23 protein-coding genes are annotated in these 22233 nt (G+C 71.1%); 15 read left to right on the top strand and 8 right to left on the bottom strand.

The window, feature by feature from the left end:
* Positions 1 to 804, top strand: a complete 804-nt coding sequence (locus AB0B01_RS07840) for an inositol monophosphatase family protein (protein ID WP_361713991.1) — start codon at positions 1 to 3, stop codon at positions 802 to 804.
* A 116-nt stretch (positions 805 to 920) separates the two neighbouring features.
* On the opposite strand, the gene AB0B01_RS07835 is transcribed toward AB0B01_RS07840, so the two are convergent.
* A complete protein-coding gene (locus tag AB0B01_RS07835; protein WP_356848478.1) occupies positions 921 to 1088 on the bottom strand; it encodes a hypothetical protein in 168 nt (55 codons plus the stop codon).
* A 279-nt stretch (positions 1089 to 1367) separates the two neighbouring features.
* Between AB0B01_RS07835 and AB0B01_RS07830 the strand changes: the two genes are divergently transcribed.
* The 4 genes from AB0B01_RS07830 (at position 1368) to AB0B01_RS07815 (ending at position 4885) form a co-directional block, all read left to right on the top strand.
* The gene (locus AB0B01_RS07830; RefSeq protein ID WP_030036265.1) at positions 1368 to 2021 is read left to right on the top strand and encodes a response regulator transcription factor; all 654 of its coding nucleotides are present in this window, start codon (positions 1368 to 1370) and stop codon (positions 2019 to 2021) included.
* 5 nt (positions 2022 to 2026) lie between these two features.
* Positions 2027 to 3274 (top strand): HAMP domain-containing sensor histidine kinase, encoded by a 1248-nt coding sequence (locus tag AB0B01_RS07825; RefSeq protein ID WP_361713989.1) that lies wholly within the window; start codon positions 2027 to 2029, stop codon positions 3272 to 3274.
* Positions 3275 to 3658: 384 nt separating this feature from the next.
* The gene (locus AB0B01_RS07820) at positions 3659 to 3955 is read left to right on the top strand and encodes a DUF4193 domain-containing protein (protein ID WP_030154344.1); all 297 of its coding nucleotides are present in this window, start codon (positions 3659 to 3661) and stop codon (positions 3953 to 3955) included.
* A 12-nt stretch (positions 3956 to 3967) separates the two neighbouring features.
* Positions 3968 to 4885 carry a hypothetical protein gene (locus tag AB0B01_RS07815; RefSeq protein ID WP_361713987.1) on the top strand — a complete coding sequence of 306 codons (918 nt, stop codon included), beginning with the start codon at positions 3968 to 3970 and terminating at the stop codon, positions 4883 to 4885.
* Positions 4886 to 4995: 110 nt separating this feature from the next.
* On the opposite strand, the gene AB0B01_RS07810 is transcribed toward AB0B01_RS07815, so the two are convergent.
* Positions 4996 to 5466 carry a DUF3093 domain-containing protein gene (locus tag AB0B01_RS07810; RefSeq protein WP_361713985.1) on the bottom strand — a complete coding sequence of 157 codons (471 nt, stop codon included), beginning with the start codon at positions 5464 to 5466 and terminating at the stop codon, positions 4996 to 4998.
* Between the two features lie 58 nt (positions 5467 to 5524).
* Here AB0B01_RS07810 and AB0B01_RS07805 point away from each other — a divergent pair, with 58 nt between their 5' ends.
* The 7 genes from AB0B01_RS07805 to AB0B01_RS07775 all read left to right on the top strand — a co-directional run bounded on the left by AB0B01_RS07805 (position 5525) and on the right by AB0B01_RS07775 (position 12203).
* Complete coding sequence (locus tag AB0B01_RS07805; protein ID WP_361713983.1) at positions 5525 to 6109, top strand: PaaI family thioesterase; 585 nt, start codon at positions 5525 to 5527, stop codon at positions 6107 to 6109.
* Entirely contained in the window at positions 6109 to 6654 is a 546-nt protein-coding gene (dut, locus tag AB0B01_RS07800) for a dUTP diphosphatase (RefSeq protein WP_361713981.1), read from the top strand. Before AB0B01_RS07805 ends, dut begins: the two co-directional genes overlap by 1 nt.
* Before the next feature lies 1 nt (position 6655).
* Complete coding sequence (locus AB0B01_RS07795) at positions 6656 to 7435, top strand: DUF3710 domain-containing protein (protein ID WP_361713980.1); 780 nt, start codon at positions 6656 to 6658, stop codon at positions 7433 to 7435.
* Positions 7436 to 7623: 188 nt separating this feature from the next.
* A complete protein-coding gene (locus AB0B01_RS07790; RefSeq protein WP_361713979.1) occupies positions 7624 to 10308 on the top strand; it encodes a sensor histidine kinase KdpD in 2685 nt (894 codons plus the stop codon).
* Entirely contained in the window at positions 10305 to 10991 is a 687-nt protein-coding gene (locus AB0B01_RS07785) for a response regulator (protein ID WP_361713977.1), read from the top strand. Before AB0B01_RS07790 ends, AB0B01_RS07785 begins: the two co-directional genes overlap by 4 nt.
* Before the next feature lie 24 nt (positions 10992 to 11015).
* Positions 11016 to 11435, top strand: coding sequence for an OB-fold nucleic acid binding domain-containing protein (locus tag AB0B01_RS07780; RefSeq protein ID WP_361713975.1), 420 nt, complete (start codon positions 11016 to 11018; stop codon positions 11433 to 11435).
* Between the two features lie 3 nt (positions 11436 to 11438).
* Complete coding sequence (locus AB0B01_RS07775) at positions 11439 to 12203, top strand: DUF3159 domain-containing protein (RefSeq protein ID WP_361713974.1); 765 nt, start codon at positions 11439 to 11441, stop codon at positions 12201 to 12203.
* Positions 12204 to 12337: 134 nt separating this feature from the next.
* Here the strand turns inward: AB0B01_RS07775 and AB0B01_RS07770 are convergent, their stop codons facing one another.
* Entirely contained in the window at positions 12338 to 13000 is a 663-nt protein-coding gene (locus tag AB0B01_RS07770) for a TrkA family potassium uptake protein (RefSeq protein ID WP_361713973.1), read from the bottom strand.
* Positions 12997 to 13665, bottom strand: coding sequence for a TrkA family potassium uptake protein (locus AB0B01_RS07765; RefSeq protein WP_361713972.1), 669 nt, complete (start codon positions 13663 to 13665; stop codon positions 12997 to 12999). Before AB0B01_RS07765 ends, AB0B01_RS07770 begins: the two co-directional genes overlap by 4 nt.
* Before the next feature lie 139 nt (positions 13666 to 13804).
* Between AB0B01_RS07765 and AB0B01_RS07760 the strand changes: the two genes are divergently transcribed.
* Both AB0B01_RS07760 and AB0B01_RS07755 read left to right on the top strand, forming a co-directional pair.
* A complete protein-coding gene (locus tag AB0B01_RS07760; RefSeq protein WP_361713971.1) occupies positions 13805 to 15853 on the top strand; it encodes an APC family permease in 2049 nt (682 codons plus the stop codon).
* 100 nt (positions 15854 to 15953) lie between these two features.
* Entirely contained in the window at positions 15954 to 17285 is a 1332-nt protein-coding gene (locus AB0B01_RS07755; RefSeq protein ID WP_361713970.1) for a TRAM domain-containing protein, read from the top strand.
* 30 nt (positions 17286 to 17315) lie between these two features.
* Here the strand turns inward: AB0B01_RS07755 and AB0B01_RS07750 are convergent, their stop codons facing one another.
* The 4 genes from AB0B01_RS07750 to AB0B01_RS07735 all read right to left on the bottom strand — a co-directional run bounded on the left by AB0B01_RS07750 (position 17316) and on the right by AB0B01_RS07735 (position 21091).
* Entirely contained in the window at positions 17316 to 18041 is a 726-nt protein-coding gene (locus AB0B01_RS07750) for a PaeR7I family type II restriction endonuclease (RefSeq protein WP_361713969.1), read from the bottom strand.
* Positions 18042 to 18053: 12 nt separating this feature from the next.
* Positions 18054 to 19739, bottom strand: coding sequence for an Eco57I restriction-modification methylase domain-containing protein (locus AB0B01_RS07745; protein WP_361713968.1), 1686 nt, complete (start codon positions 19737 to 19739; stop codon positions 18054 to 18056).
* A gap of 167 nt (positions 19740 to 19906) precedes the next feature.
* Positions 19907 to 20497: a hypothetical protein gene (locus AB0B01_RS07740; RefSeq protein WP_361713966.1), complete on the bottom strand. Its 591-nt coding sequence runs from the start codon at positions 20495 to 20497 to the stop codon at positions 19907 to 19909.
* Positions 20498 to 20641: 144 nt separating this feature from the next.
* Positions 20642 to 21091 carry an Lrp/AsnC family transcriptional regulator gene (locus AB0B01_RS07735; protein WP_361713965.1) on the bottom strand — a complete coding sequence of 150 codons (450 nt, stop codon included), beginning with the start codon at positions 21089 to 21091 and terminating at the stop codon, positions 20642 to 20644.
* 130 nt (positions 21092 to 21221) lie between these two features.
* Here AB0B01_RS07735 and AB0B01_RS07730 point away from each other — a divergent pair, with 130 nt between their 5' ends.
* Positions 21222 to 22223 (top strand): asparaginase, encoded by a 1002-nt coding sequence (locus tag AB0B01_RS07730; protein WP_361713963.1) that lies wholly within the window; start codon positions 21222 to 21224, stop codon positions 22221 to 22223.
* The last annotated feature ends 10 nt before the right edge of the window (positions 22224 to 22233 follow it).

The raw sequence follows: 22233 nt of genomic DNA, 5'->3' as shown, positions 1-22233 counted from the left end.
GTGATCCCAGAGGAACTGAAGGCCGAGCTGCTCGACGTGGGCCTGGAGGCCGCCCGGCGGGCCGGAGAGCTCCTCCGGGACGGCCGGCCCGCCGACCTGGCGGTGGCGAAGACGAAGAGCAGCCCGATCGACGTGGTGACCGAGATGGACATCGCGGCGGAGAAGCTGATCACCTCCGTCCTCGCGGAGCGGCGGCCCGAGGACGGGCTGCTGGGCGAGGAGGGCGCGGACAGCCCGGGGACGAGCGGCGTGCGCTGGGTCGTGGACCCGCTGGACGGCACCGTCAACTACCTGTACGGGCTGCCGAGCTGGAGCGTCTCGGTGGCGGCCGAGTACCGGGGCGAGACGGTGGTGGGAGTCGTGGCCGCGCCGATGCGCGGGGAGACGTACCACGCGGTGCTCGGGGGCGGCGCGTGGAGCGGCGGGGTCCGGCTGGCCTGCCGGGCGGCCGCACCGCTGGACCAGGCGCTGGTGGGGACCGGCTTCGCGTACCTCCAGGCCCGCAAGGAGCAGCAGGCCGAGGTCGCACGGGTGGTGATCCCCCGGGTACGGGACATCCGCCGGGGCGGCTCGGCGGCGCTGGACCTCAGCGACGTGGCCGCGGGGCGGCTGGACGCGTACTACGAGCGCGGCCTGAACCCCTGGGACCTGGCCGCCGGCGAGCTGATCGCCCGGGAGGCCGGGGCGCTGACGGGCGGGCGCCCGGGGCGGCCCGCCTCGGGGGAGCTGGCGCTGGCCGCCACCCCCGCGGTGTTCGCCTCGCTCCAGCCGCTGCTGGAGGAGGCCGGGGCCTGGCACGACTAGGCCGCCGGCCCCCGGCCCCCGGCCCCCGGCCCCCGGCCGCGGAGCCCGGACCCCGGACAGGAAGGAACCCCGGCTGCCGGGCGGGCGGCCGGGGTCCGGGGGGTGGAGTTCGGTGATCAGCAGGCGGAAACCGGCACTCCGTGCTCGGCTGCGAGGCGCTGGAGGTCTTCCAGTTCCGCCTGCTCCACTTCCACGAGGAAGTCGTCGCCCGTCTCACGGGCGTGCCTGAGGTCCGACTGCGTGGTCCTGATGCGCTGCAGGAGACCTGCGGTGAATGCGTCCATGTGGGTGCGCCCCCTCTGCGTGGGTCGGCGGCGGTCGGCACGCGGCAGTCCGCCGTCAGGGAGTGGATGGGGTGTGCTCTCGTCCTCCCCGGCACCCTGGGCGCAGAAACCTCGCAAGACGAGGGAATCCTCACTTCCATGGGACCCAGGGGGCCTGAGCGGCGTCTTACAGCCGGTTTACGGCTGAAAAGGGCAGGATGGACGACGCCCATACACGTGTGTGCCCTGATGGGGGCACGTCCCAGCGGTAGCTGGGGGAGCTCGGAGGAAGGAAGCGACGTGCGCGTACTCGTCGTCGAGGACGAGCAGCTGCTCGCCGATGCGGTGGCCACCGGACTGCGCCGGGAGGCCATGGCGGTGGACGTCGTGTACGACGGCGCCGCGGCCCTGGAGCGCGTCGGGGTGAACGACTACGACGTGGTCGTCCTCGACCGGGACCTTCCGCTCGTGCACGGCGACGACGTCTGCCGGAAGATCGTCGAGCTCGGCATGCCCACCCGGGTGCTGATGCTGACCGCCTCCGGCGACGTGAGCGACCGGGTCGAGGGGCTGGAGCTCGGCGCCGACGACTACCTGCCGAAGCCCTTCGCGTTCACCGAGCTGACCGCCCGCGTGCGGGCCCTCGGGCGGCGCACCACCGTCGCGCTGCCGCCGGTCCTGGAGCGGGCCGGCATCAAGCTGGACCCGAACCGCCGTGAGGTGTTCCGCGAGGGCCGGGAGGTGCAGCTGGCACCCAAGGAGTTCGCGGTTCTGGAGGTCCTCATGCGGAGCGAGGGGACCGTGGTCTCCGCCGAGCAGCTGCTGGAGAAGGCATGGGACGAGAACACCGACCCCTTCACCAACGTGGTCCGGGTGACGGTCATGACACTGCGGCGCAAGCTGGGGGAGCCGCCGGTCATCGTGACCGTGCCCGGCTCCGGCTACCGGATCTGACGCGGGTGGCAACGACCCCGGCGCCACCGGCGGCGCCGCCGAAACCGACGTGGGACCCCGGCCAGCCCGAGGGTCCCTTCCCTTGGCTGCGGCCGACCATCCGCATACGCCTCACCCTGCTGTACGGCGGGATGTTCCTGATCGCCGGCATCCTGCTGCTGTCGATCATCTACCTGCTCGCGGCCCAGGCCCTGCGGGAGGGCAACGCCCTGCCGTTCAAGATCGTGGGTGGCCAGAAGGTCCAGGTCACCAGCAGCACGTGTCCCGGGGTGGTGGGGCTTGAGCAGTCGTACGACCAGTTCAACGCCGCCATCAGCCAGTGCGTCCTCGAACAGCGCCGGCACGCGCTCGACGACCTGCTCAGCCGCTCGCTGATGGCCCTGCTGGGCCTGAGCATCATCGCGTTCGCCTTCGGCTACGCGATGGCCGGACGGGTGCTGTCGCCGCTCGGCAAGATCACCCGCACCGCCCGCCGGGTGGTGGGCTCCGATCTGACCCGGCGGATCGAGCTGGACGGGCCGGACGACGAGCTCAAGGAGCTCGCCGACACCTTCGACGAGATGCTCGACCGGTTGGAGCGGGCCTTCACGGCCCAGCAGAGGTTCGTGGCGAACGCGTCGCACGAGCTGCGCACGCCCCTCGCCATCAACCGGACCCTGCTGGAGGTGCACCTCTCGGATCCCGGGGCGCCGGTGGAGCTCCAGCAACTCGGCAAGACCCTGCTGGCCACCAACGAGCGCAGCGAGCAGCTGGTCGAGGGCCTGCTGCTGCTCGCCAGGAGCGAGAACCAGATCGTCGAGCGCAAGCCCGTGGACCTGGCGGAGGTCGCCTCGCGCGCCCTCGACCAGGCCCGGGTCGAGGCGGCCGCCAAGGGCGTGGAGATCCGCGGGGAGCAGGCGCCCGCGGTGGTCCAGGGCAACGGCGTCCTGCTGGAGCGGATCGCCCTGAACCTCGTGCAGAACGGCCTGCGGTACAACGTGCCGGAGGGCGGCTGGGTGGAGGTCACCACGGAGGCGCAGCACGGCGAGGCGGTGCTCGTCGTGTCGAACACGGGTCCCGTTGTTCCCGCGTACGAGGTGGACAACCTCTTCGAGCCCTTCAGACGGCTGCGTACGGAGCGAACGGGCAGTGACAAGGGTGTGGGGCTCGGCCTGTCCATCGCGCGCTCCGTGGCGCGGGCGCACGGCGGACGGATCACGGCGACCCCGCGCGAGGGCGGTGGCCTCGTGATGCGTGTCACTTTGCCCCTGTGAGTCCGGGTCCTTCTTGTTCGCTATCGGCTGAATGTCGTGGGGGCGGGAAGGGATCGAGCTGTGTGATCGATCACATTGTCGAGTGTTGGGTCATGTGCGTTCAGTGACCCCAGGAAGTGCCGGAAAGCCCGGGAAGTCCGGGTTTCCGGCACCTCGAACGGCGGGAAATACACGGGGTGGCGTTTGTGCACGACGGCCCCCGGACCGTGTACGGTCCCGGTCGTCATCCCAGCCGCTCGCTCCTTCAGGTGGGCGGCTGGGTGTCGATTGAGTAACAGACCTTGATGTGAGGCAAAATCTCCGCCTCAGGTCGGGCACAAGTCCGGCCTCTCGCGCGTTACGTGCGCTGAGACACCGCTAAATCCCAGAGGGGGAGAGCGAACAATGGCAACGGATTACGACACCCCACGCAAGACCGACGACGACGTCGACAACGACAGCATTGAAGAGCTGAAGGCCCGGCGCAACGAGAAGTCCTCGTCCAGCGTCGACGTCGACGACTTCGACGCGGCGGAGGGCATGGAGCTCCCCGGCGCGGACCTCTCCAACGAGGAGCTGGCCGTCCGGGTCCTGCCCAAGCAGGCCGATGAGTTCACCTGCATGAGCTGCTTCCTCGTGCACCACCGCAGCCAGCTGGCGCGCGAGAAGAACGGTCAGCCGATCTGCCGCGACTGCGACTGAGAGGCGTCGGCCGTGACCGGCTCGACCCCGTTCCGGAAGCGCCGCTTCCGGAAGTCTGGTGACCCGGCGGAGACGCAGGCGGGAGCCACGGGCCCGGAAACGGGTCCAGGAGCCCCCGGCGTGCCCGCCGAGTCCTCCCGCTCCGCCCCGGCGGAGCGGTCGGCCCCGGGGGCCGAGGAGAGCACCCGGCACCGGTCCGGGGCTCGTCGGATGCAAGCCGTCAGAAACGGTGTGCGCAGGGGCGGCGAAGGCGCCAGGACCGCCGCCCTGTACATCACCGACCGCGTCATCGAGCTCGCACCACGCGTGCCCGTACGGGACCTCGCGACCCTGCGCGCGCACTTCCCGGGCCTCGGTCCCGATCAGCTGGCCGACAAGCTGATCGCGGGCGCCGCCAACGGCACGTCCACGGTGGGCGCGGGCATCGGCGCGGCCGCGATGCTGCCGACGCCGCCCGCCATGCCGGCGGAACTGGCCGCGGAGGTCACCGGCGTCGCGGCCATCGAGCTGAAGCTCATCGCGGAACTCCACGAGGTGTACGGCCTGCGCCCGCCCGGCAACCTCAAGGAGCGCAGCCTCGCCTACCTCACCGCGTGGACGGAGGAGCGCGGGGTGGACCTGACGAAGCCGACGACGCTGAACCTCGCGCTCGGCGGTCAGATGAAGCGCGAACTGCGCCAGCAGATCACGAAGCGGATGGTCCGCAACCTGCCGAGCCTGACGCCGTTCATGATCGGCGCCGCCGTCGGAGCGGTCATGAACCGCCGCGACACCCGCAAACTCGCCGAGAAGGTCCGTGCCGACCTGCGCAGGCGCGCCGTGCCCTGGGACGCACTGCCGCAGCCCGCGGCCCTGGAGCAGCCTTCCCAGCCCCTTGGCGGGGCGACCAGGACCGCACTCGAAGGGCCGGAACCGGAAGGCGAGGACTGAGCGCCGCCGCCGGGCCCCGATTTCCCGGTGAGCGCCGGGCCCGGTCTTCCCGTGAGCGGGGCCGGCCCTGCAGCCGGCGAGGCCCGCGCCTCAACCGCAGGGCCCGCGCCTCACCTGCCGGCAGAGCCCGCCTTGGCCGCCCGGATCGCCGCCGCCAGGGCCTGCGGCTCCCGGGTCGAGACGTAGACGTACGGGGTCGGGTCCCCCGGGTCGGTGACCGGGACGCGGACCGCCGTCGGGATGTAGCTGCGCATCAGCATGAAGGCGCGGACATCCGCCTTGTGCGTGCGCCAGGCGCGCGCCTCCTCCGGCTCCAGGACCTCCGGCTCGCCCAGGGCCGCCACCGGGATCCGCGCGTCCCCCGCCGCCAGCGCACCGTTCACCACGCGCACGCGCGCGGAGCCGTACGCGCTCACCAGGATCCCGGCCAGCGCCGATCCGCCGACCAGCCCCGCCAGCAGCGGCAGCGTGCCCAGCGGCAGCAGCATCAGCGCACACGCCAGGCCGATGAGTGCGGCGATGCCCCACCAGGATCGGGGGGCGGTCAGACGTTCGTCGTGGTGCGCGGGGGAGAGCTGCATGGCGCCAAGCCTGCCACGGGGCGACCCGCGGGTAGCGGCGCGGGTAAGGTCAGCGCCTGTGAGTGGACGAAACACAGCGTTGACGCCCCCGGCCGATGCCTCCGCACCGGTCCGGCACCCCGATGCCCCGGCGCCCGGCGAGCTCCTCGGTGCGCACTACGAGCACTGTTTCGGCTGCGGCGGAGGCCAGCCCCACGGACTCCACCTGGAGGCCCGCGCGGGCGAGGGCGTGCGCGTCACCGCCGAGTTCACCGTCAAGCCCGCCCACCAGGGCGCCCCCGGCCTCGCGCACGGCGGCGTGCTCGCCACCGCGCTCGACGAGACGCTGGGCTCCCTGAACTGGTTGCTGCGCGTCATCGCCGTGACCGGGCGGCTGGAGACCGACTTCGTGCTGCCCGTGCCCGTGGACACCGTGCTGTACCTGGAGGCGGAGGTGACCGCCGTCGCCGGGCGCAAGATCTACTCCACTGCCGTCGGCCGGATAGGCGGCCCCGGCGGCCCGGTCGCCGTGCGCGCGGACGCGCTCTTCATCGAGGTGAAGGTCGACCACTTCATCGACAACGGTCGGCCCGAGGAGATCCGGGCGGCGATGTCCGACCCGGACCAGGTCAGGCGCGCACGCGCCTTCGAGGTGAACCCCTGATGGCTCTGAACAACCACGACACCCGGCACCCGATCGACGTGCTGCTCAAGCGCCTCGATCCCGAGGTGCCCGTCCCCGCCTACGGTCATCCCGGCGATGCCGGCTGCGACCTGGTGACCACCGTCGCCGCCGAACTGGCGCCCGGCGAGCGCACGGTGCTGCCGACGGGGGTGTCCATCGCCCTGCCCGACGGGTACGCGGCCTTCGTGCACCCGCGCTCCGGGCTGGCGGCCCGCTGCGGGCTCGCGCTCGTGAATGCCCCGGGGACGGTGGATGCCGGGTACCGTGGGGAGATCAAGGTGATCGTGGTCAATCTCGACCCGCGCGAGAGCGTCCGGTTCGAGCGCTTCGACCGCATTGCCCAGCTGGTTGTCCAGAGGGTCGAGAAGGTGCGCTTCCACGAGGTGGCGGAGCTTCCCGGCTCGGCGCGGGCCGAGGGGGGTTTCGGCTCCACCGGTGGTCATGCGGCCGTGGCCGGATCCGGCGCTGGTCAGCAGGGTGGGAATGGCTACGCTTCGGTCGTATCCGACCGGGAAGGACAGTGACGTGTTCGGACGTCGCAAGAAGAACGACTCCGCCAAGGACGGCGGCGCGGCCGAGCAGGTCGTGGACGGCGTGGTCGGCGATGAGCAGGACGGCAGCGAGGACATCGACGCCGCCCCCCGCCGGGTGAATCTGCCGCCGGCCCCGCGGCCCGACGGCCCCTGGGACGTCTCCGAGGTACCCGGTTCCCCGGCGGAAGGCCGGGTCGACCTCGGCGGCATCCTCGTACCCGGTGTCGAGGGCATGGAACTGCGCGTCGAGGTCGCCGGCGACGCGATCGTCGCCGCGACGGTCGTGCTCGGCGACAGCGCCGTGCAGCTCCAGGCCTTCGCCGCACCGAAGAGGGAAGGCATCTGGGGCGAGGTCCGCGAGGAGATCGCCGCGGGCATCACCCAGCAGGGCGGCATCATCGACGAGGTCGAGGGTCCGCTGGGCTGGGAGCTGCGCGCGCAGGTGCCCGTACCGATGCCCGACGGCCAGACCGGCGCCCAGCTGGTCCGCTTCGTCGGCGTGGACGGCCCGCGCTGGTTCCTGCGCGGGGTCATCTCCGGCCAGGGCGCGGTGCGCCCCGAGTCGGCGGGCCTGCTGGAGCAGATCTTCCGGGACACCGTCATCGTCCGCGGCGACGGCCCGATGGCTCCGCGCGACCCGATCGTGCTGAAGCTGCCGAACGACGCCCAGATGGTGCCGGACGGCGTGCAGAGCGAGGACCAGGAGGGCTCCCGCTTCTCCGGCGGCATGGGCCAGCTGGAGCGCGGCCCGGAGATCACCGAGGTCCGCTGACCCGCCTACCCGGCTGCGTACGTGCGACCGCCGTCGCCGCGTACGGATGACGAGGGTCGACGACTGTTTTCGGCCGCGGGCCGTACTCCTTCGGGGTACGGCCCGCCGTCGTCAGGGAAGCGTCAGGAATCGCCGAAGAGCCGGTCAACGGTGCGTGAGCGGCGGGGGCGTCCCGGAGAATGGGGCGCATGGGACGCGGCAGGCTACGGATCTACCTCGGCGCGGCACCCGGTGTGGGCAAGACGTACGCGATGCTCTCCGAAGGCCACCGTCGGGTGGAGCGGGGGGCCGACTGCGTGGTCGGCTTCGTCGAGCACCACGGGCGGCCGCGGACCGAGGTGATGCTGCACGGGCTGGAGCAGCTGCCGCGGGGGGAGCTGTCGTACCGGGGCGCCGCCTTCACCGAGATGGACGTGGACGCCGTCCTGGCCCGCAGGCCCGCGATCGCCCTCGTCGACGAACTGGCGCACACCAACGTGCCGGGCTCGCGCAACGCCAAGCGCTGGCAGGACGTGGAGGAGCTGCTCCGGGCCGGCATCGACGTCGTGACCACCGTGAACATCCAGCACCTGGAGTCGCTCGGCGACGTGGTGGAGAGCATCACGGGCGTACGGCAGCGGGAGACCATCCCCGACGAGATGGTGCGCCGGGCCGACCAGATCGAGCTGGTCGACATGTCCCCGCAGGCACTGCGCCGGCGCATGGCCCACGGCAACATCTATCGGCCCGACAAGGTCGACGCGGCCCTGTCGAACTACTTCCGGCCGGGGAACCTGACCGCCCTGCGCGAGCTCGCGCTGCTGTGGGTGGCCGACCGGGCCGACGAACACCTCCAGCAGTACCGCGGCGAGCACGACATCCGCTCCACCTGGCAGGCGCGGGAGCGGATCGTCGTCGGGCTCACCGGCGGCCCCGAGGGGGGCACGCTCATCCGCCGTGCCTCCCGGATGGCGGCCAAGGGCTCGGGCAGCGAGATCCTGGCCGTGTACGTCGCCCGCAGCGACGGGCTGACCGCGGCCTCGCCGAAGGAGCTCGCGGTCCAGCGCACCCTGGTCGAGGATCTTGGCGGAACGTTTCACCATGTGATCGGCGACAACGTCCCCGAGGCGCTGCTCGAATTCGCCCGCGGGGTCAACGCCACCCAGATCGTCCTCGGTTCCAGCCGGCGCAAGGCCTGGCAGTACGTCTTCGGCCCCGGCGTCGGCGCGACGGTGGCCCGCGACTCGGGACCCGACCTCGACGTGCACATCGTCACGCACGAGGAGGTCGCCAGGGGCCGGGGACTGCCCGTGGCCCGCTCCGCGGCCCGGCTCGGGCGCACCCGCATCCTCACCGGCTGGGTGGTCGGGGTGGTCTGCCCGGCCCTGCTGGCCCTGCTGCTCACCCATGTCGACGCCGACGCGGGCCTGGCCAACGACATGCTGCTCTTCCTCGCGCTGACCGTGGCGGCCGCGCTGGTGGGCGGACTGCTGCCGGCGCTGGCCTCGGCGGCCTTCGGCTCCCTGCTGCTGAACTACTTCTTCACGCCGCCGGTGCACCGGTTCACCATCGCCGACCCCCGCAACATCATGGCCATCGCCGTGTTCGTCGGGGTGGCGGTCTCCGTGGCCTCGGTGGTCGACCTGGCCGCCCGGCGCACCCACCAGGCCGCGCGACTGCGCGCCGAGTCCGAGATCCTCTCCTTCCTGGCCGGCAGCGTGCTGCGCGGCGAGACCGCGCTGGACGCGTTGCTGGAGCGGGTCCGCGAGACCTTCGCCATGGAATCGGTGGCCCTGCTGGAGCGGGCGGGCGGCGCGGAGCCCTGGCGGCGGGCCGGCAGCGTCGGCCCGAACCCGGTCGACCGCCCCGAGGACGCCGATGTGGACATGCCCATCGGGGACCACATGGCGCTCGCCCTGTCGGGCCGGGTGCTGCCCGCCGAGGACCGCCGGGTGCTCGGCGCCTTCGCCGCCCAGGCCGCCGTGGTGCTGGACCGGCAGCGGCTGGTGGGGGAGGCCGAGGGGGCCCGGCGGCTCGCGGAGGGCAACCGGATCCGGACCGCGCTGCTCGCCGCCGTCAGCCATGACCTCCGTACGCCCCTGGCCTCCATCAAGGCCTCCGTCAGCTCCCTGCGCTCCGACGACGTGGACTGGTCCGAGGAGGATCGGGCCGAGCTCCTGGAGGGCATCGAGAACGGCGCCGACCGGCTCGACCACCTGGTGGGCAACCTGCTGGACATGTCCCGGCTGCAGACCGGGACGGTGACCCCGCTGCTCCGGGAGATCGACCTCGACGAGGTGATCCCGATGGCGCTGGGCGGCGTACCCGAGGACAGCGTGGTGCTCGACGTCCCGGAGACCCTGCCGATGGTGGCGGTGGACCCCGGGCTGCTGGAGCGCAGCGTGGCCAACGTGGTGGAGAACGCCGTCAAGTACAGCCCGGCGGGGGAGCCGGTGCTCGTCGCCGCCAGTTTCCTCGGCGACCGGGTGGAGGTGCGCGTCGTGGACCGCGGGCCGGGGGTGCCCGACGGGGCCAAGGACCGCATCTTCGCTCCCTTCCAGCGGCACGGAGACGCGCCGCGCGGGGCCGGGGTGGGGCTGGGACTCGCCGTCGCCCGGGGCTTCGCCGAGGCCATGGACGGCACCCTGGCCGCCGAGGACACCCCGGGCGGCGGGCTGACCATGGTGCTCACTCTGCGCGCCGTGACAGCGGGCGGGGCGCGACCGCGTACCCCCGTGGAACCGGTGCCGGACCGCGCGGGGCTCGTGGCCGCTGCGATCCGCGAGGCTCCCGCGCCCCCTGCGGCTCAGGCGCCGCCGGCAAACCAGGCGACCCGTGCGATCCGTGCGACCCCTGCGACACAGGCGATTCAAGAGAAAGCAGGTCCCCGATGACCCGGGTGCTCGTGGTGGACGACGAGCCGCAGATCGTCCGAGCCCTCGTGATCAATCTGAAGGCGCGCAAGTACGTGGTCGACGCGGCGGCCGACGGTGCCGGTGCCCTCGAACTCGCGGCCGCCCGGCGCCCCGACGTGGTCGTCCTCGACCTCGGCCTGCCCGACATGGACGGCGTCGAGGTGATCAAGGGCCTGCGCGGCTGGTCCAGGGTCCCGATCCTCGTCCTCTCGGCCCGGCACAGCTCCGACGAGAAGGTCGAGGCCCTGGACGCCGGGGCCGACGACTACGTCACCAAGCCCTTCGGCATGGACGAGCTGCTGGCGCGGCTGCGCGCCGCGGTCCGCCGGGCCGAGCCGCTCGCCGGCGCGGGAGAGGACGACGTCGTCGTGGAGACCGACGGCTTCACCGTGGACCTGGCCGCCAAGAAGGCGGTGCGCGAGGGACGCGACGTACGGCTCACGCCGACCGAATGGCACCTGCTGGAGGTGCTGGTGCGCAACGGCGGCAGGCTGGTCGGGCAGAAGCAGCTGTTGCAGGAGGTCTGGGGGCCCTCGTACGGGACCGAGACGAACTACCTGCGCGTCTACATGGCGCAGCTGCGGCGCAAACTGGAGGCCGACCCCTCGCGTCCGCGGCACTTCATCACCGAACCGGGCATGGGATACCGCTTCGAGAGGTAGCGGGCCCGCCGGTACGCTTCCTGTATGAGTGCTGAACCGCGTCCCGAGAAGTCCGCCAAGCCGCTCCGGCCGGCGGGCCGGTTCCGCCGGATGATCGAGCGGCTGTCCACCTCGCAGGAGGAGCTGCATTCGGCGGAGCTGCAGGAGGACGCAGAGGCCGCGGGGTGCACGCGGATCTGCGATTCCCACGACCGCCAGATAGTCAAGGTGACCGGCACCCTGCGTACGGTCACCCTGCGGCCGCGTGCGGGCGTGCCCGCCCTGGAGGCGGAGCTCTTCGACGGTTCCGCCGCGCTGGACGTGGTCTGGCTCGGGCGTCGCTCGATCGTGGGAATCGAACCCGGGCGCCGCATGATCGCTTCCGGGCGGATCGCGATGAGCCACGGCCGACGGGTCCTCTTCAATCCGAAGTACGAACTCCGACCGCTCGGACAGGAGCACTGACCGGTGACGTCACTCGACAAACCCCCGACCCCCGGGTCCACGCCCGCGACGCACGCCGCGGCGGAGCCCGCCGAGGACCAGAAGGCAGTGACCCAGGCGGCACTCTTCAACGCCTTCGGGGGGATCCGGGGCACCGTGGAGACGATGCTCCCGGGCCTGCTCTTCGTGATGATCTACACGTTCAACCGGGACGTGAAGATGTCCGCGATCGCGGCGGGCGCCGTCGCCGTGGCGCTGGTCATCGTGCGGCTGCTGCGCAAGGACACGGTCAAGCACGCCTTCAGCGGGGTCTTCGGCGTGGGCGTGGGCGTGGCCTTCGCCCTGTTCACCGGCACCGCGAAGGGTTTCTACCTGCCCGGAATGATCTACGGGGCCGGGCTCGGGGTGGCCTTCACGCTGTCCGCGCTGGTGGGGTTCCCCCTGCTGGGCGTGGTGCTGGGGCCGGTGTTCAAGGAGAACCTGTCCTGGCGCACCCGCAACCCGGGGCGCAAGAAGGCGTACACCAAGGCCAGTCTGGCCTGGGGCCTGATCTTCATCGCCAAGTACGCGATCCTCTTCCCGCTTTACTGGTGGGGGGACGCGACGCAGCTGGGCTGGGTGCTGATCGCCCTGAAGCTGCCGCCGATGGTGCTGGCGGTGTACTTCACGTGGGTGTTCCTCGCGAAGGCGCCGCCGCCGATCGACGTGATCGCGGAGTGGGAGGCCAAGGAGGAGGCCGAGAAGGCCGCCGAGGCCGCTGCCGCTGCCGCTCGGGAGAACCGGGACTGACGGCACCGCCGCCGCCTACCCCCGCGATGCCCCGCGGGGAGCGAGAAGGGGCGGTCCGACCCTTGCGGTCGGCCCGCCCCTTTCCCGTGTCCTCGTCTTTCCCGTGTCCTCGTCCGGGGAACCGGTCGGGGCTGCTACTGACGGGCCTGGAGGAGGTCCTCCAGCTGCTCCTCCCGGGCCTGGGCGGCCACGAAGAGCAGTTCGTCACCCGGCTCCAGGGTCTCCTCGGCGTGCGGGGTGAGCACCCGGTTGCCGCGGATGATCGTGACCAGCGAGGTGTCCTCGGGCCAGGTGATCTCGCTGATCTGCGTTCCGGCGACGGAGGAGTCGGCGGGCAGGGTCAGCTCGACCAGGTTGGCGTCGCCGTGGCTGAAGCGGAGCAGCCGCACCAGGTCGCCGACGCTGACGGCCTCCTCGACCAGGGCCGACATCAGGCGCGGCGTGGAGACCGCGACGTCGACGCCCCAGGACTCGTTGAAGAGCCACTCGTTCTTCGGGTTGTTGACCCGGGCCACCACGCGCGGCACCCCGTACTCGGTCTTGGCCAGCAGCGAGACGACCAGGTTGACCTTGTCGTCGCCCGTCGCGGCGATGACCACGTTGCAGCGCTGCAGCGCGGCCTCGTCCAGCGAGGTGATCTCGCAGGCGTCGGCCAGCAGCCATTCGGCCTGCGGCACCCGCTCCACCGAGATGGCGGTCGGCGCCTTGTCGACGAGCAGCACCTCGTGCCCGTTCTCCAGCAGCTCGCCCGCGATGGAACGGCCCACCGCGCCGGCTCCGGCGATCGCGACCCTCATGCGTGTGCCTCCTCGGGCCCCTCGGCCAAGGCGGCCTCGACCTTTTCGATCTCGTCCGTGCGCATCATCACGTGCACGAGGTCGCCCTCCTGCAGCACCGTCTGCGACGTCGGCAGCATCGCCTCACCCAGGCGGGTGAGGAAGGCCACGCGCACGCCCGTCTCGTCCTGCAGCTTGCTGACCTTGTGCCCGATCCAGGCGGCGGCGGTGTGCACCTCGGCGAGCTGGACGCCGCCGCTCGGGTCGCGCCACAGCGGCTCGGCACCGGAGGGCAGCAGCCGGCGCAGCATCTGGTCGGCGGTCCACCGCACGGTCGCCACGGTGGGGATGCCCAGGCGCTGGTACACCTCGGCGCGCTTGGGGTCGTAGATGCGGGCGGCGACGTTCTCGACGCCGAACATCTCGCGGGCCACCCGGGCAGCGATGATGTTGGAATTGTCACCGCTGCTCACGGCCGCGAAAGCGCCCGCGTCCTCGATCCCGGCCTCGCGCAGGGTGTCCTGGTCGAAGCCGACCCCGGTGACGCGGCGCCCGCCGAATCCGGCACCCAGCCGGCGGAATGCGGTGGGGTCCTGGTCGATCACCGCGACCGTATGCCCCTGCTGTTCCAAGGTCTGCGCGAGGGCGGAGCCCACCCTTCCGCAGCCCATAATGACGATGTGCACGGCCGTCCTTCCGGCTGTCAGCGGCTGTGTTTCCCCAGCCTCATTCACGCTCAGGCTTAACAGGGTCTCAGACCACCGCCCACGCTACACACGGGCGGTCGCCCATATGACTTCTTGCTGCCCGGGTACGATCCTGTTCGTGTCCAAACTGACCGACGTGCCCAAACGGATCCTGATCGGCCGGGCGCTGCGCAGCGACCGCCTCGGAGAAACGCTCCTCCCCAAGCGGATCGCCCTACCCGTCTTCGCCTCCGACCCGCTGTCCTCAGTGGCATATGCCCCTGGTGAGGTCCTCCTGGTCCTCTCCATCGCGGGGGTGTCGGCGTACCACTTCAGTCCCTGGATCGCCGCCGCGGTCGTCGTGCTGATGTTCACGGTGGTCGCGTCCTACCGGCAGAACGTCCATGCGTACCCGAGCGGCGGCGGCGACTACGAGGTCGCCAACACCAATCTCGGCCCCAAAGCCGGCCTCACCGTGGCGAGCGCCTTGCTCGTCGACTACGTCCTGACCGTCGCCGTGTCGATCTCCTCCGGAGTGGAGAATCTCGGCTCCGCCGTGGATTTCGTGATCGAGCACAAGGTGCTCTCCGCGATGATCATGATTCTGCTGCTCACGCTGATGAATCTGCGCGGTGTGAAGGAATCCGGAAAACTCTTCGCGATCCCCACGTATGTCTTCGTCGGCGCCGTCTTCGTGATGATCGCCTGGGGGGCCTGGCGCGGCCTCGTCATGAGCGACGACATGCGGGCACCGACCGCCGGCCTGCAGATCAAGGCCGAACACCAGGGGCTGGCCGGGTTCGCGCTGATCTTCCTGCTGCTGCGGGCCTTCTCCTCCGGCTGTGCCGCCCTGACCGGCGTCGAGGCGATCAGCAACGGCGTCCCCGCCTTCCGCAAGCCCAAGAGCAAGAACGCGGCCACCACCCTCGCCCTGATGGGCGGCCTGGCGGTCACCATGTTCTGCGGGATCATCGGACTGGCCATGGCCACCGACGTGAAGATGGCCGAGGCGCCCGCCACCAACCTGCTCCAGGACGGCGTCCCCGTCGGCGAGGGCTTCGTCCAGCACCCGGTGATCTCCCAGGTGGCCGAAGCGGTCTTCGGCAAGGGCAGCATCCTGTTCATCCTGCTGGCGACGGCCACCGCGCTCGTCCTGTTCCTGGCCGCGAACACCGCCTACAACGGTTTCCCGCTGCTCGGCTCGATCCTCGCCCAGGACCGCTACCTGCCGCGTCAGCTGCACACCCGGGGTGACCGCCTCGCCTTCTCGAACGGCATCGTGCTGCTCGCGGGCGCGGCCATGCTGCTCGTGTGGATCTACGACGCGGACTCGACGAAGCTGATCCAGCTCTACATCGTCGGCGTGTTCGTCTCCTTCACGCTCAGCCAGATCGGCATGGTCCGGCACTGGAACCGCCACCTGCGCACCGAGCGGGACCCGGCGGCCCGCCGCCGGATGCACCGCTCGCGGGCCATCAACACCTTCGGTGCGATCTTCACCGGTCTGGTGCTGGTCGTGGTCCTGGCCACCAAGTTCACGCACGGCGCGTGGGTCGCCCTGCTGGGCATGCTGATCTTCTACGGCACCATGACCGCGATCCGGAAGCACTACGACCGGGTCGCCGAGGAGATCGCGGCGGCCGAGGGGCCGAGCGACGACAGCGTGCGGCCCTCGCGGGTCCACTCCATCGTCCTGGTCTCCAAGGTGCACAAGCCCACGCTGCGGGCCCTGGCCTTCGCCAAGCTGACCCGCTCGGACACCCTGGAGGCGCTCAGCATCAGCGTCGACACGGCCGAGACCAAGGCGCTGCGGGACGAATGGGACCGGCGGGGCATCAACGTCCCGCTCAAGATCCTCGACTCCCCGTACCGCGAGATCACCCGCCCCGTGGTGGAGTACGTCAAGGGCCTGCGCAGCGAGAACCCGCGCGACGCGGTCAGCGTCTACATCCCGGAGTACGTGGTCGGCCGCTGGTACGAGCACCTGCTGCACAACCAGAGCGCGCTGCGCCTCAAGGGCCGTCTGCTGTTCACGCCCGGTGTGATGGTCACCTCGGTGCCGTACCAGCTGGAGTCCTCGGAGCTCGCGAAGAAGCGGGCGAAGAAGCGGCAGGAGTGGAACGCCCCGGGCGCGGTGCGCCGGGGCCCGGTGGACGCGCCGCGTCCGAAGGACCGCGCGAAGCAGTAGCGGACCCGCGGTGGCGATCGGCTGGACGGTATCGACGTAAACTGATGGGTCGGCTGTCCGGCCGTCGCCGTGCCCCTTGATTTTTTGGAGTCTCCCCACCATGACCGAGCAGAACGAGAAGCAGTCACTGGTCGGGGAGGAGTACGAGGTCGAGGTCGGCCCCGTCGCGCACGGCGGGCACTGCATCGCCCGCACCGCCGACGGCCGTGTCCTGTTCGTCCGCCACACCCTGCCCGGCGAGAAGGTCGTCGCGCGCGTGACGGAGGGCGAGACGGACTCGCGCTTCCTGCGCGCCGACGCGATCACGGTGCTGGAGGCCTCGAAGGACCGCGTGCAGGCCCCGTGCCCGTACGCCGGCCCCGGCAAGTGCGGCGGCTGCGACTGGCAGCACGCCAAGCCGGGCGCCCAGCGCCGGCTCAAGGGCGAGGTCGTCGCCGAGCAGCTGAAGCGGCTCGCCGGACTGACTCCGGAGGAGGCCGGCTGGGACGGCACCGTCATGCCGGCCGAGGGCGACAAGCTTCCGGCGGGGCAGGTGCCTCAGTGGCGCACCCGCGTGCAGTACGCGGTGGACGAGGACGGCCGCGTCGGCCTGCGCAAGCACCGCTCGCACGACATCGAACTGATCGACCACTGCATGATCGCGGCGGAGGGCGTCAGCGAGCTCGGCATCGAGAAGCAGGACTGGCCCCAGATGGCCACGGTCGAGGCCATCGCCGCCTCCGGCTCCGGCGACCGCCAGGTCGTCCTGACCCCCCGCCCCGGCGGCCGCCTCCCCCTGGTGGAGCTGGACAAGCCCGTCTCCGTCCTGCGCGTGGAGGAGAAGGACGGCGGCGTCCACCGCGTCCACGGCCGCCCCTTCGTCCGGGAGCGCGCCGACGGCCGTACGTACCGCGTCGGCATGGGCGGCTTCTGGCAGGTCCACCCCCAGGCCGCCGACACCCTGATCAAGGCCGTCATGCAGGGCCTGATGCCGCGCAAGGGCGAGATGGCCCTGGACCTCTACTGCGGCGTCGGCATCTTCGCGGGCGCCCTCGCGGAACGCCTGGGCGAGACGGGCGCGGTGCTCGGCATCGAGTCGACGAAGCGCGCGGTGGAGGACGCCCGCCACAACCTGGCGGACTTCCCCCGGGTCCGCATCGAACAGGGCAAGGTCGAGTCGGTCCTCCCGCGGACCGGCATCACGGAATGCGACCTGGTCGTCCTGGACCCCCCGCGCGCGGGCGCGGGCAAGCAGACGGTCCGCCACATCGCCGGCCTCTCGGCCCGCCGCATCGCATACGTGGCCTGCGACCCGGCGGCCCTGGCCCGCGACCTGGAGTACTTCCGCGAGGCCGGCTACAAGCCCCGCACCCTCCGCGTCTTCGACCTCTTCCCGATGACGCACCACATGGAGTGCGTCGCGATCCTGGAGCCGATCCGCGAGGACGCCTGACCTGCGCGCCCCGGTCGGGCGGATGCGCGGCTAGCCGGGAAAGCCCAGGTCCTTGAGGTAGGTGAGGCGCGCGTTTATGGCTGCCGAGAAGTGGCGCCAGTCGAGCTTGTCGACGGGTTCGTGCGGCTTTGGGTCGGCGGCCGACGAGGTGATGTAGCAGGCCGCGTCGTAGAGCCGCTCGGACAGGAGCCGCTGGCAGAAGACGCCGAAGCGCTCCTGGTAGGACATGCCCTGCCAGATTCCCTCCACCGGCAGGGCGCCCCTGGCCGGTTTGACCGGCCTTCGGGAGCCCGGCTCGTCCTGCATGATGAAGAAGTAGCCGAGCCAGGGCTCCTCTCCCGGGTACAGCTCGGCCAGGGCCGCATGGCGCAGGTCGACGGCGCTGCCCAGTGCTTCCTCGACGCGGTTGTTGTAGTTGTTGCCGAACGACGGGCCGCCGAGGGCCTTCAGCTCGAAGGCGGCCACGAGGGTGTCCTGGTGGACGACGACCAGGTCCCACTGCTTCTGCGGCCGGTAGTAACCGGGCAGTTCGAGGCCCTGGGACTTGGTGACGCGGATGCTCTCCGGCGGGTACCCGGCGTCGAGGAAGAACTTCGACAGCAGGATGGCGATGGAGTCGAAGTGCTTGCCGCCCCGTACGGAACCTGCCGTGCCTGCTCCGACGGCGGCCTTGATCGCCGACTGCTCCCTCTGGAGTTCCTTGGCGCCCCAGTACGCTGCGATGGCGTCCTCGAAGTCTTGGCGGGTGACCGTCAAGATTCGTTCCTCCTAGTCAGGCAGCTCGGCCAGCCCGTAGACACGCATGGCGGCCTCGGTGGCGGCCTCCACGTCCCGCTCGGCGAAGGCTTCCGCCAGAGCGTCCCGGTCGCTCTCGCTGATGGACGCCGGGTTCGGGACGCGGATCTTCCGGAGGTACTGCGCCTGGAAGCGGAGGGTGCCCCCACGCATCTTGACCGCGTACGCCTCCACGAATGCCTCCGCGACCTTGGACAGCAACAGGCCACCGAGTACGCGCATGTCCCAGACGTCCGAGACGATGAAGTACAGGTTGTGGTGAGGGTACAGGCCCGCTGCGCCGCCCTCGTCGAGGACCGGATGGATCCTCAGCTTCATGTCCGGGAACAGCAGCTTCTGGCGCCGGGTGAGTTGGTGGTCGACCTTGTCGATGGTCTTGTACCAGCGGTGGGGCTGCTTGACCGCGACGTAGCGCTTGCGCAGGGCCTCGCCGTGCTTGCGGAAGTAGGCGGCGAGACGCGGATGGGCATCGAGGGCGACCAGGTCACCGGCGGCCGTCCAGGGGTTGACCAGGAAGGTGCCGTCCCAGTCGATCCTGCCGCTGGTGGTGTCGCGGACCATGGCCATGGGGAGCAGCCGGTCTTCCTCGACCAGGTCCTTGTCCCTGGTGAGGAAGATCTTGTCTGCGCCGGTGGCAATGCCGATGCCGACCTTCGTTCCCGTCTCGGTGTCCTCCAGGAGCCGGAAGCGCTCGGTGAGGTCCTCCAGGACGGCGAGTCTCGCCGGTGAGGCGGCCGGCCACGAGTCCTCCTCCGGGAACCAATGGGGCATGCGGGCAGCCTGATACGCATCCGTGGTGACCGTCGGCTGCTGTCCTGCCGCGTACCAGTCGGCGAAGTCCCCCGCCTGCTCTGCACCGAAGGAACGGTTCGCGTCCGCGGCGACCGCTGCGCCCTGGGGCCCGTTCGAGATGACGGTGATCGCGGGATAGGCCGCAACCTGGTCGTCGAAGGCGTCGACCTCGTGCATCACGAGGGCGAGGTCCATGCTGAAGTGCTCGGTCACCAGCTGCCTCAGCCGTCGGCCGTACTGGTTCCGCATCCAGCGGTCGGCGCAGATGAAGCCCAGCCGTCCGCCCCGGTTGAGGCTGCGCAGGGCCACCTCGTAGAAGCCGATGTAGATGTCGGCGCGGCCGCCCATCGTGGAACAGGCCCGGCGGTACGCCGCCATCCGGTCGTCGGGAACGTCTTCGAGCCGGATGTACGGAGGGTTGCCGACGACGTAGTCGGCGCGGTGCTCGGCGTCCGGCTGCAGCAGGTAGTCGCCCTGCTTCACCCACGCCGTGGCGACCTTTCTCGCGTCCTTCGGCTCCCAGCCCTCTTCCTGCAGCGTTGCCGCGACCAGTGCCCGGCTCTCTTCCACGTTGCGGCTCAGCAGGTCGAAGGCGCGCACGGCGTCGATCGCGTCCATGAGGGGGCGCTGGTGCGCCCGGCACGACGCACTGATCCGGGACGCGATGACGGTCAGGAATGCGCCACCGCCGCAAGCGGGCTCCACGAGGCTCAGATCGCAGAGGTCTTCGTCCGCGGTGTAGCCGAGGAGATCCAGGATGAGCTCGACCACCCAGGCACGCGTGAACACCTCGCCGTGCTCCACGGCCTCCTGGAGAGACTCGGGAAAGGAGAGGTCGTCGGTGCTGAACAGCGCGAGAGTTGCCACGCAAGGACAGTACCGCCCCTCCCTCATCGGGCCTGACTTCCGTGCACGGTACGTAGTCGGTCCATCACGCGATTGCGACATGGGTCGTGCGGGCGTCCGGCGCGGGCGGGTGAAGGTGCGCTGTACAAGCCGTTCTTTAGGAGGGGGACGCGATGCCGGCGTTGAAGTCAGCCGTTGCTGTTCAGGAAGCCGATGGCGACCGCGCCCCACCAGCACACCTGGGAGACCAGCGCGGTCGCCCCGCCCCACGCCAGCATCCGGCGCCGGATCGGCCCGTCCGCCGAGGCGGCGAGGCGGCGGCCCAGCAGGCCGGCCTGGAGGCCGTTCAGGGTGAGGGCGAGGACGAGGGCCAGTTTGACGGCGGTCAGCGGGGAGCCGAGGTCGGGGTGGAGCATCGCCCCGCTCGCCACCAGGCCGCCGAGCCCGGCCCAGATCGGGACGTGCAGCCGGGAGGTGGCCGACAGCACCTCCTCGAAGGAGCACCGCCCGAGCGCCCAGAGCATGCCGTGGTAGTCCGCGGAGAGCACGGCGCCGAAGCCCAGGACGAGGGAGGCGAGATGGGCGAAGAGAGCGGCCGTGTGCAGCGCCGGGTCCGTGCGTATGTGGAGGGAGAACCACAGGACGCCCACCAGTGCGAGCACCGCGCCGAGCGCCGCCGCCGAAACCGTCCACCACGAGTCGTACACGCGGACCGGCCGGCCCGCCGGCTCGCGGGGAGCGGAAACGGAAGCAGGGGCAGGGGCGACCGAGGACAGCATGGGAGGGACTCCGGGAGCTAAGCGGAATGGGATCCACCGGACCCCACCATCAAGCGAGGTAAGGCTTACCTAAAACATGTCGCCGGTCAACATAAGCCCAGTGCCCGAGACGGCGCAGTTACCGGTCTCACACGGGTGCCGGTTTCACACGGGCAGACCCGTGGGCTCTTTGATCCGCTTCATGATGATCTGGGAGTTGACCTCGGTGACGCCGGAGAGCGCCGTCAGCTTCTCGATCCACAGGCGCTCGTACGCGCGCAGGTCCGCGACGGCGATCCGCAGCAGGCACCCCGGGCTGCCGAACAGCCGGTAGGCCTCGATGACGTCGGGGATGTCCTCCAAGGCCGCCTCGAAGGACTCGACCGCCTCTCGGTCGCGGCGCACCTCGACCGAGACCAGCACCTCGAAGCCCCGGCCGACGGCCTCCGGGTCGATCACGGCCCGGTAGCCCTGGATCACCCCGTCCTGCTCCAGCTGGCGTACGCGGCGCATGCAGGGGGAGGGGGTCAGGCCCACGCGCTGGGCCAGTTCCTGGTTGCTGAGCCGGCCGTCGGCCTGGAGCTCGCGCAAGATATCTCGATCAATGGCGTCCATCACGCAATCATCCCCCACTGTTTGTGACGGGAGAGGGGGAACTCGCAATCGCGTTGCGCCTGGATCTCTCTATCATTGCGGGTCAGCACGTTTGTACGAGGTATCACCCGTACGCAGGGAAAGGGTGGCCATGGGACGGATCGTCCTCATCAGCACCGGCGGCACGATAGCCAGCCGCTGGCAGGGTTCCGGTTTCGCGGCCGACGCCGACGGCAGCGAGGTCGTGGCGACCGCGCCGCTGCCCGAGGACATCACCGTCGAGGTGGTGGACCTGTTCAGCGTGAACAGCCCGCGGCTCACCACCGCCCACCAGCTGACCCTGCTGCGCACCGTGCACGAGGTGCTGGCCGACCCCGGGGTCGACGGCATCGTCGTCACGCACGGCACCGACACCCTGGAGGAGTCCGCCTTCCTGGTCGACCTCCACCACCACGACCCGCGCAGTGTCGTGTTCACCGGCTCGCAGCGGCCCATGGGCACCGCGGACGGCGACGGCCCCGGCAACCTCTACGACGCCCTGCTCACCGCGGCGACCACCCGCGGGCTCGGCGTGCTGATCGCCTTCGCCGGCCGCGTCCACGCGGCCCGCGGCACGGTGAAGACCCAGGCCGTGGCGCTGGACGCGTTCGCCGACCCCTCCAAGGAGCTGCTCGGGAAGATCGGCTTCGGCAAGGTCACCGTGCTGCGCACGCCGCAGCGCTCCGAGCCGCTGCCCCTGCCGGCGATGCCGGAGCTGCCGCCGCGCGTGGACATGGTGATGCACCACGCGGACGGCGACCCGGTGCTCCTGAACGCCGCCGTCGAGGCCGGGGCCCGGGGCATCGTCCTCATCGGCACCGGCGCGGGCAATGCCACCCCGGAGATCGTGGACGCGGTGAAGGCCGCCGTGGCCCGCGGTGTGCTGGTGGCCCTGACCACGCGCGTCGCGGCGGGGCCGGTCACGGAGATCTACACGCACGGCGGAGCGGTGGACCTGGTCGCGGCCGGAGCGATCCCGACGGGCACGCTGCGCGCGGGCCAGGCCCGTATCGCCGTCCTCGCGGCCCTGCTGGCCGCCACCGATCCGGCGGAGCAGGCCCGCGTGCTACGGCAGACGCTGGCCGCGGCCGGCCCGGTACTGGTCGACGCCTGACCATCGGGCC

Origin of the sequence: Streptomyces sp. NPDC044571, assembly GCF_040647115.1 — a bacterium.
GTDB lineage: Bacteria > Actinomycetota > Actinomycetes > Streptomycetales > Streptomycetaceae > Streptomyces.
This window is presented reverse-complemented; position numbering and strand designations above follow the sequence as displayed.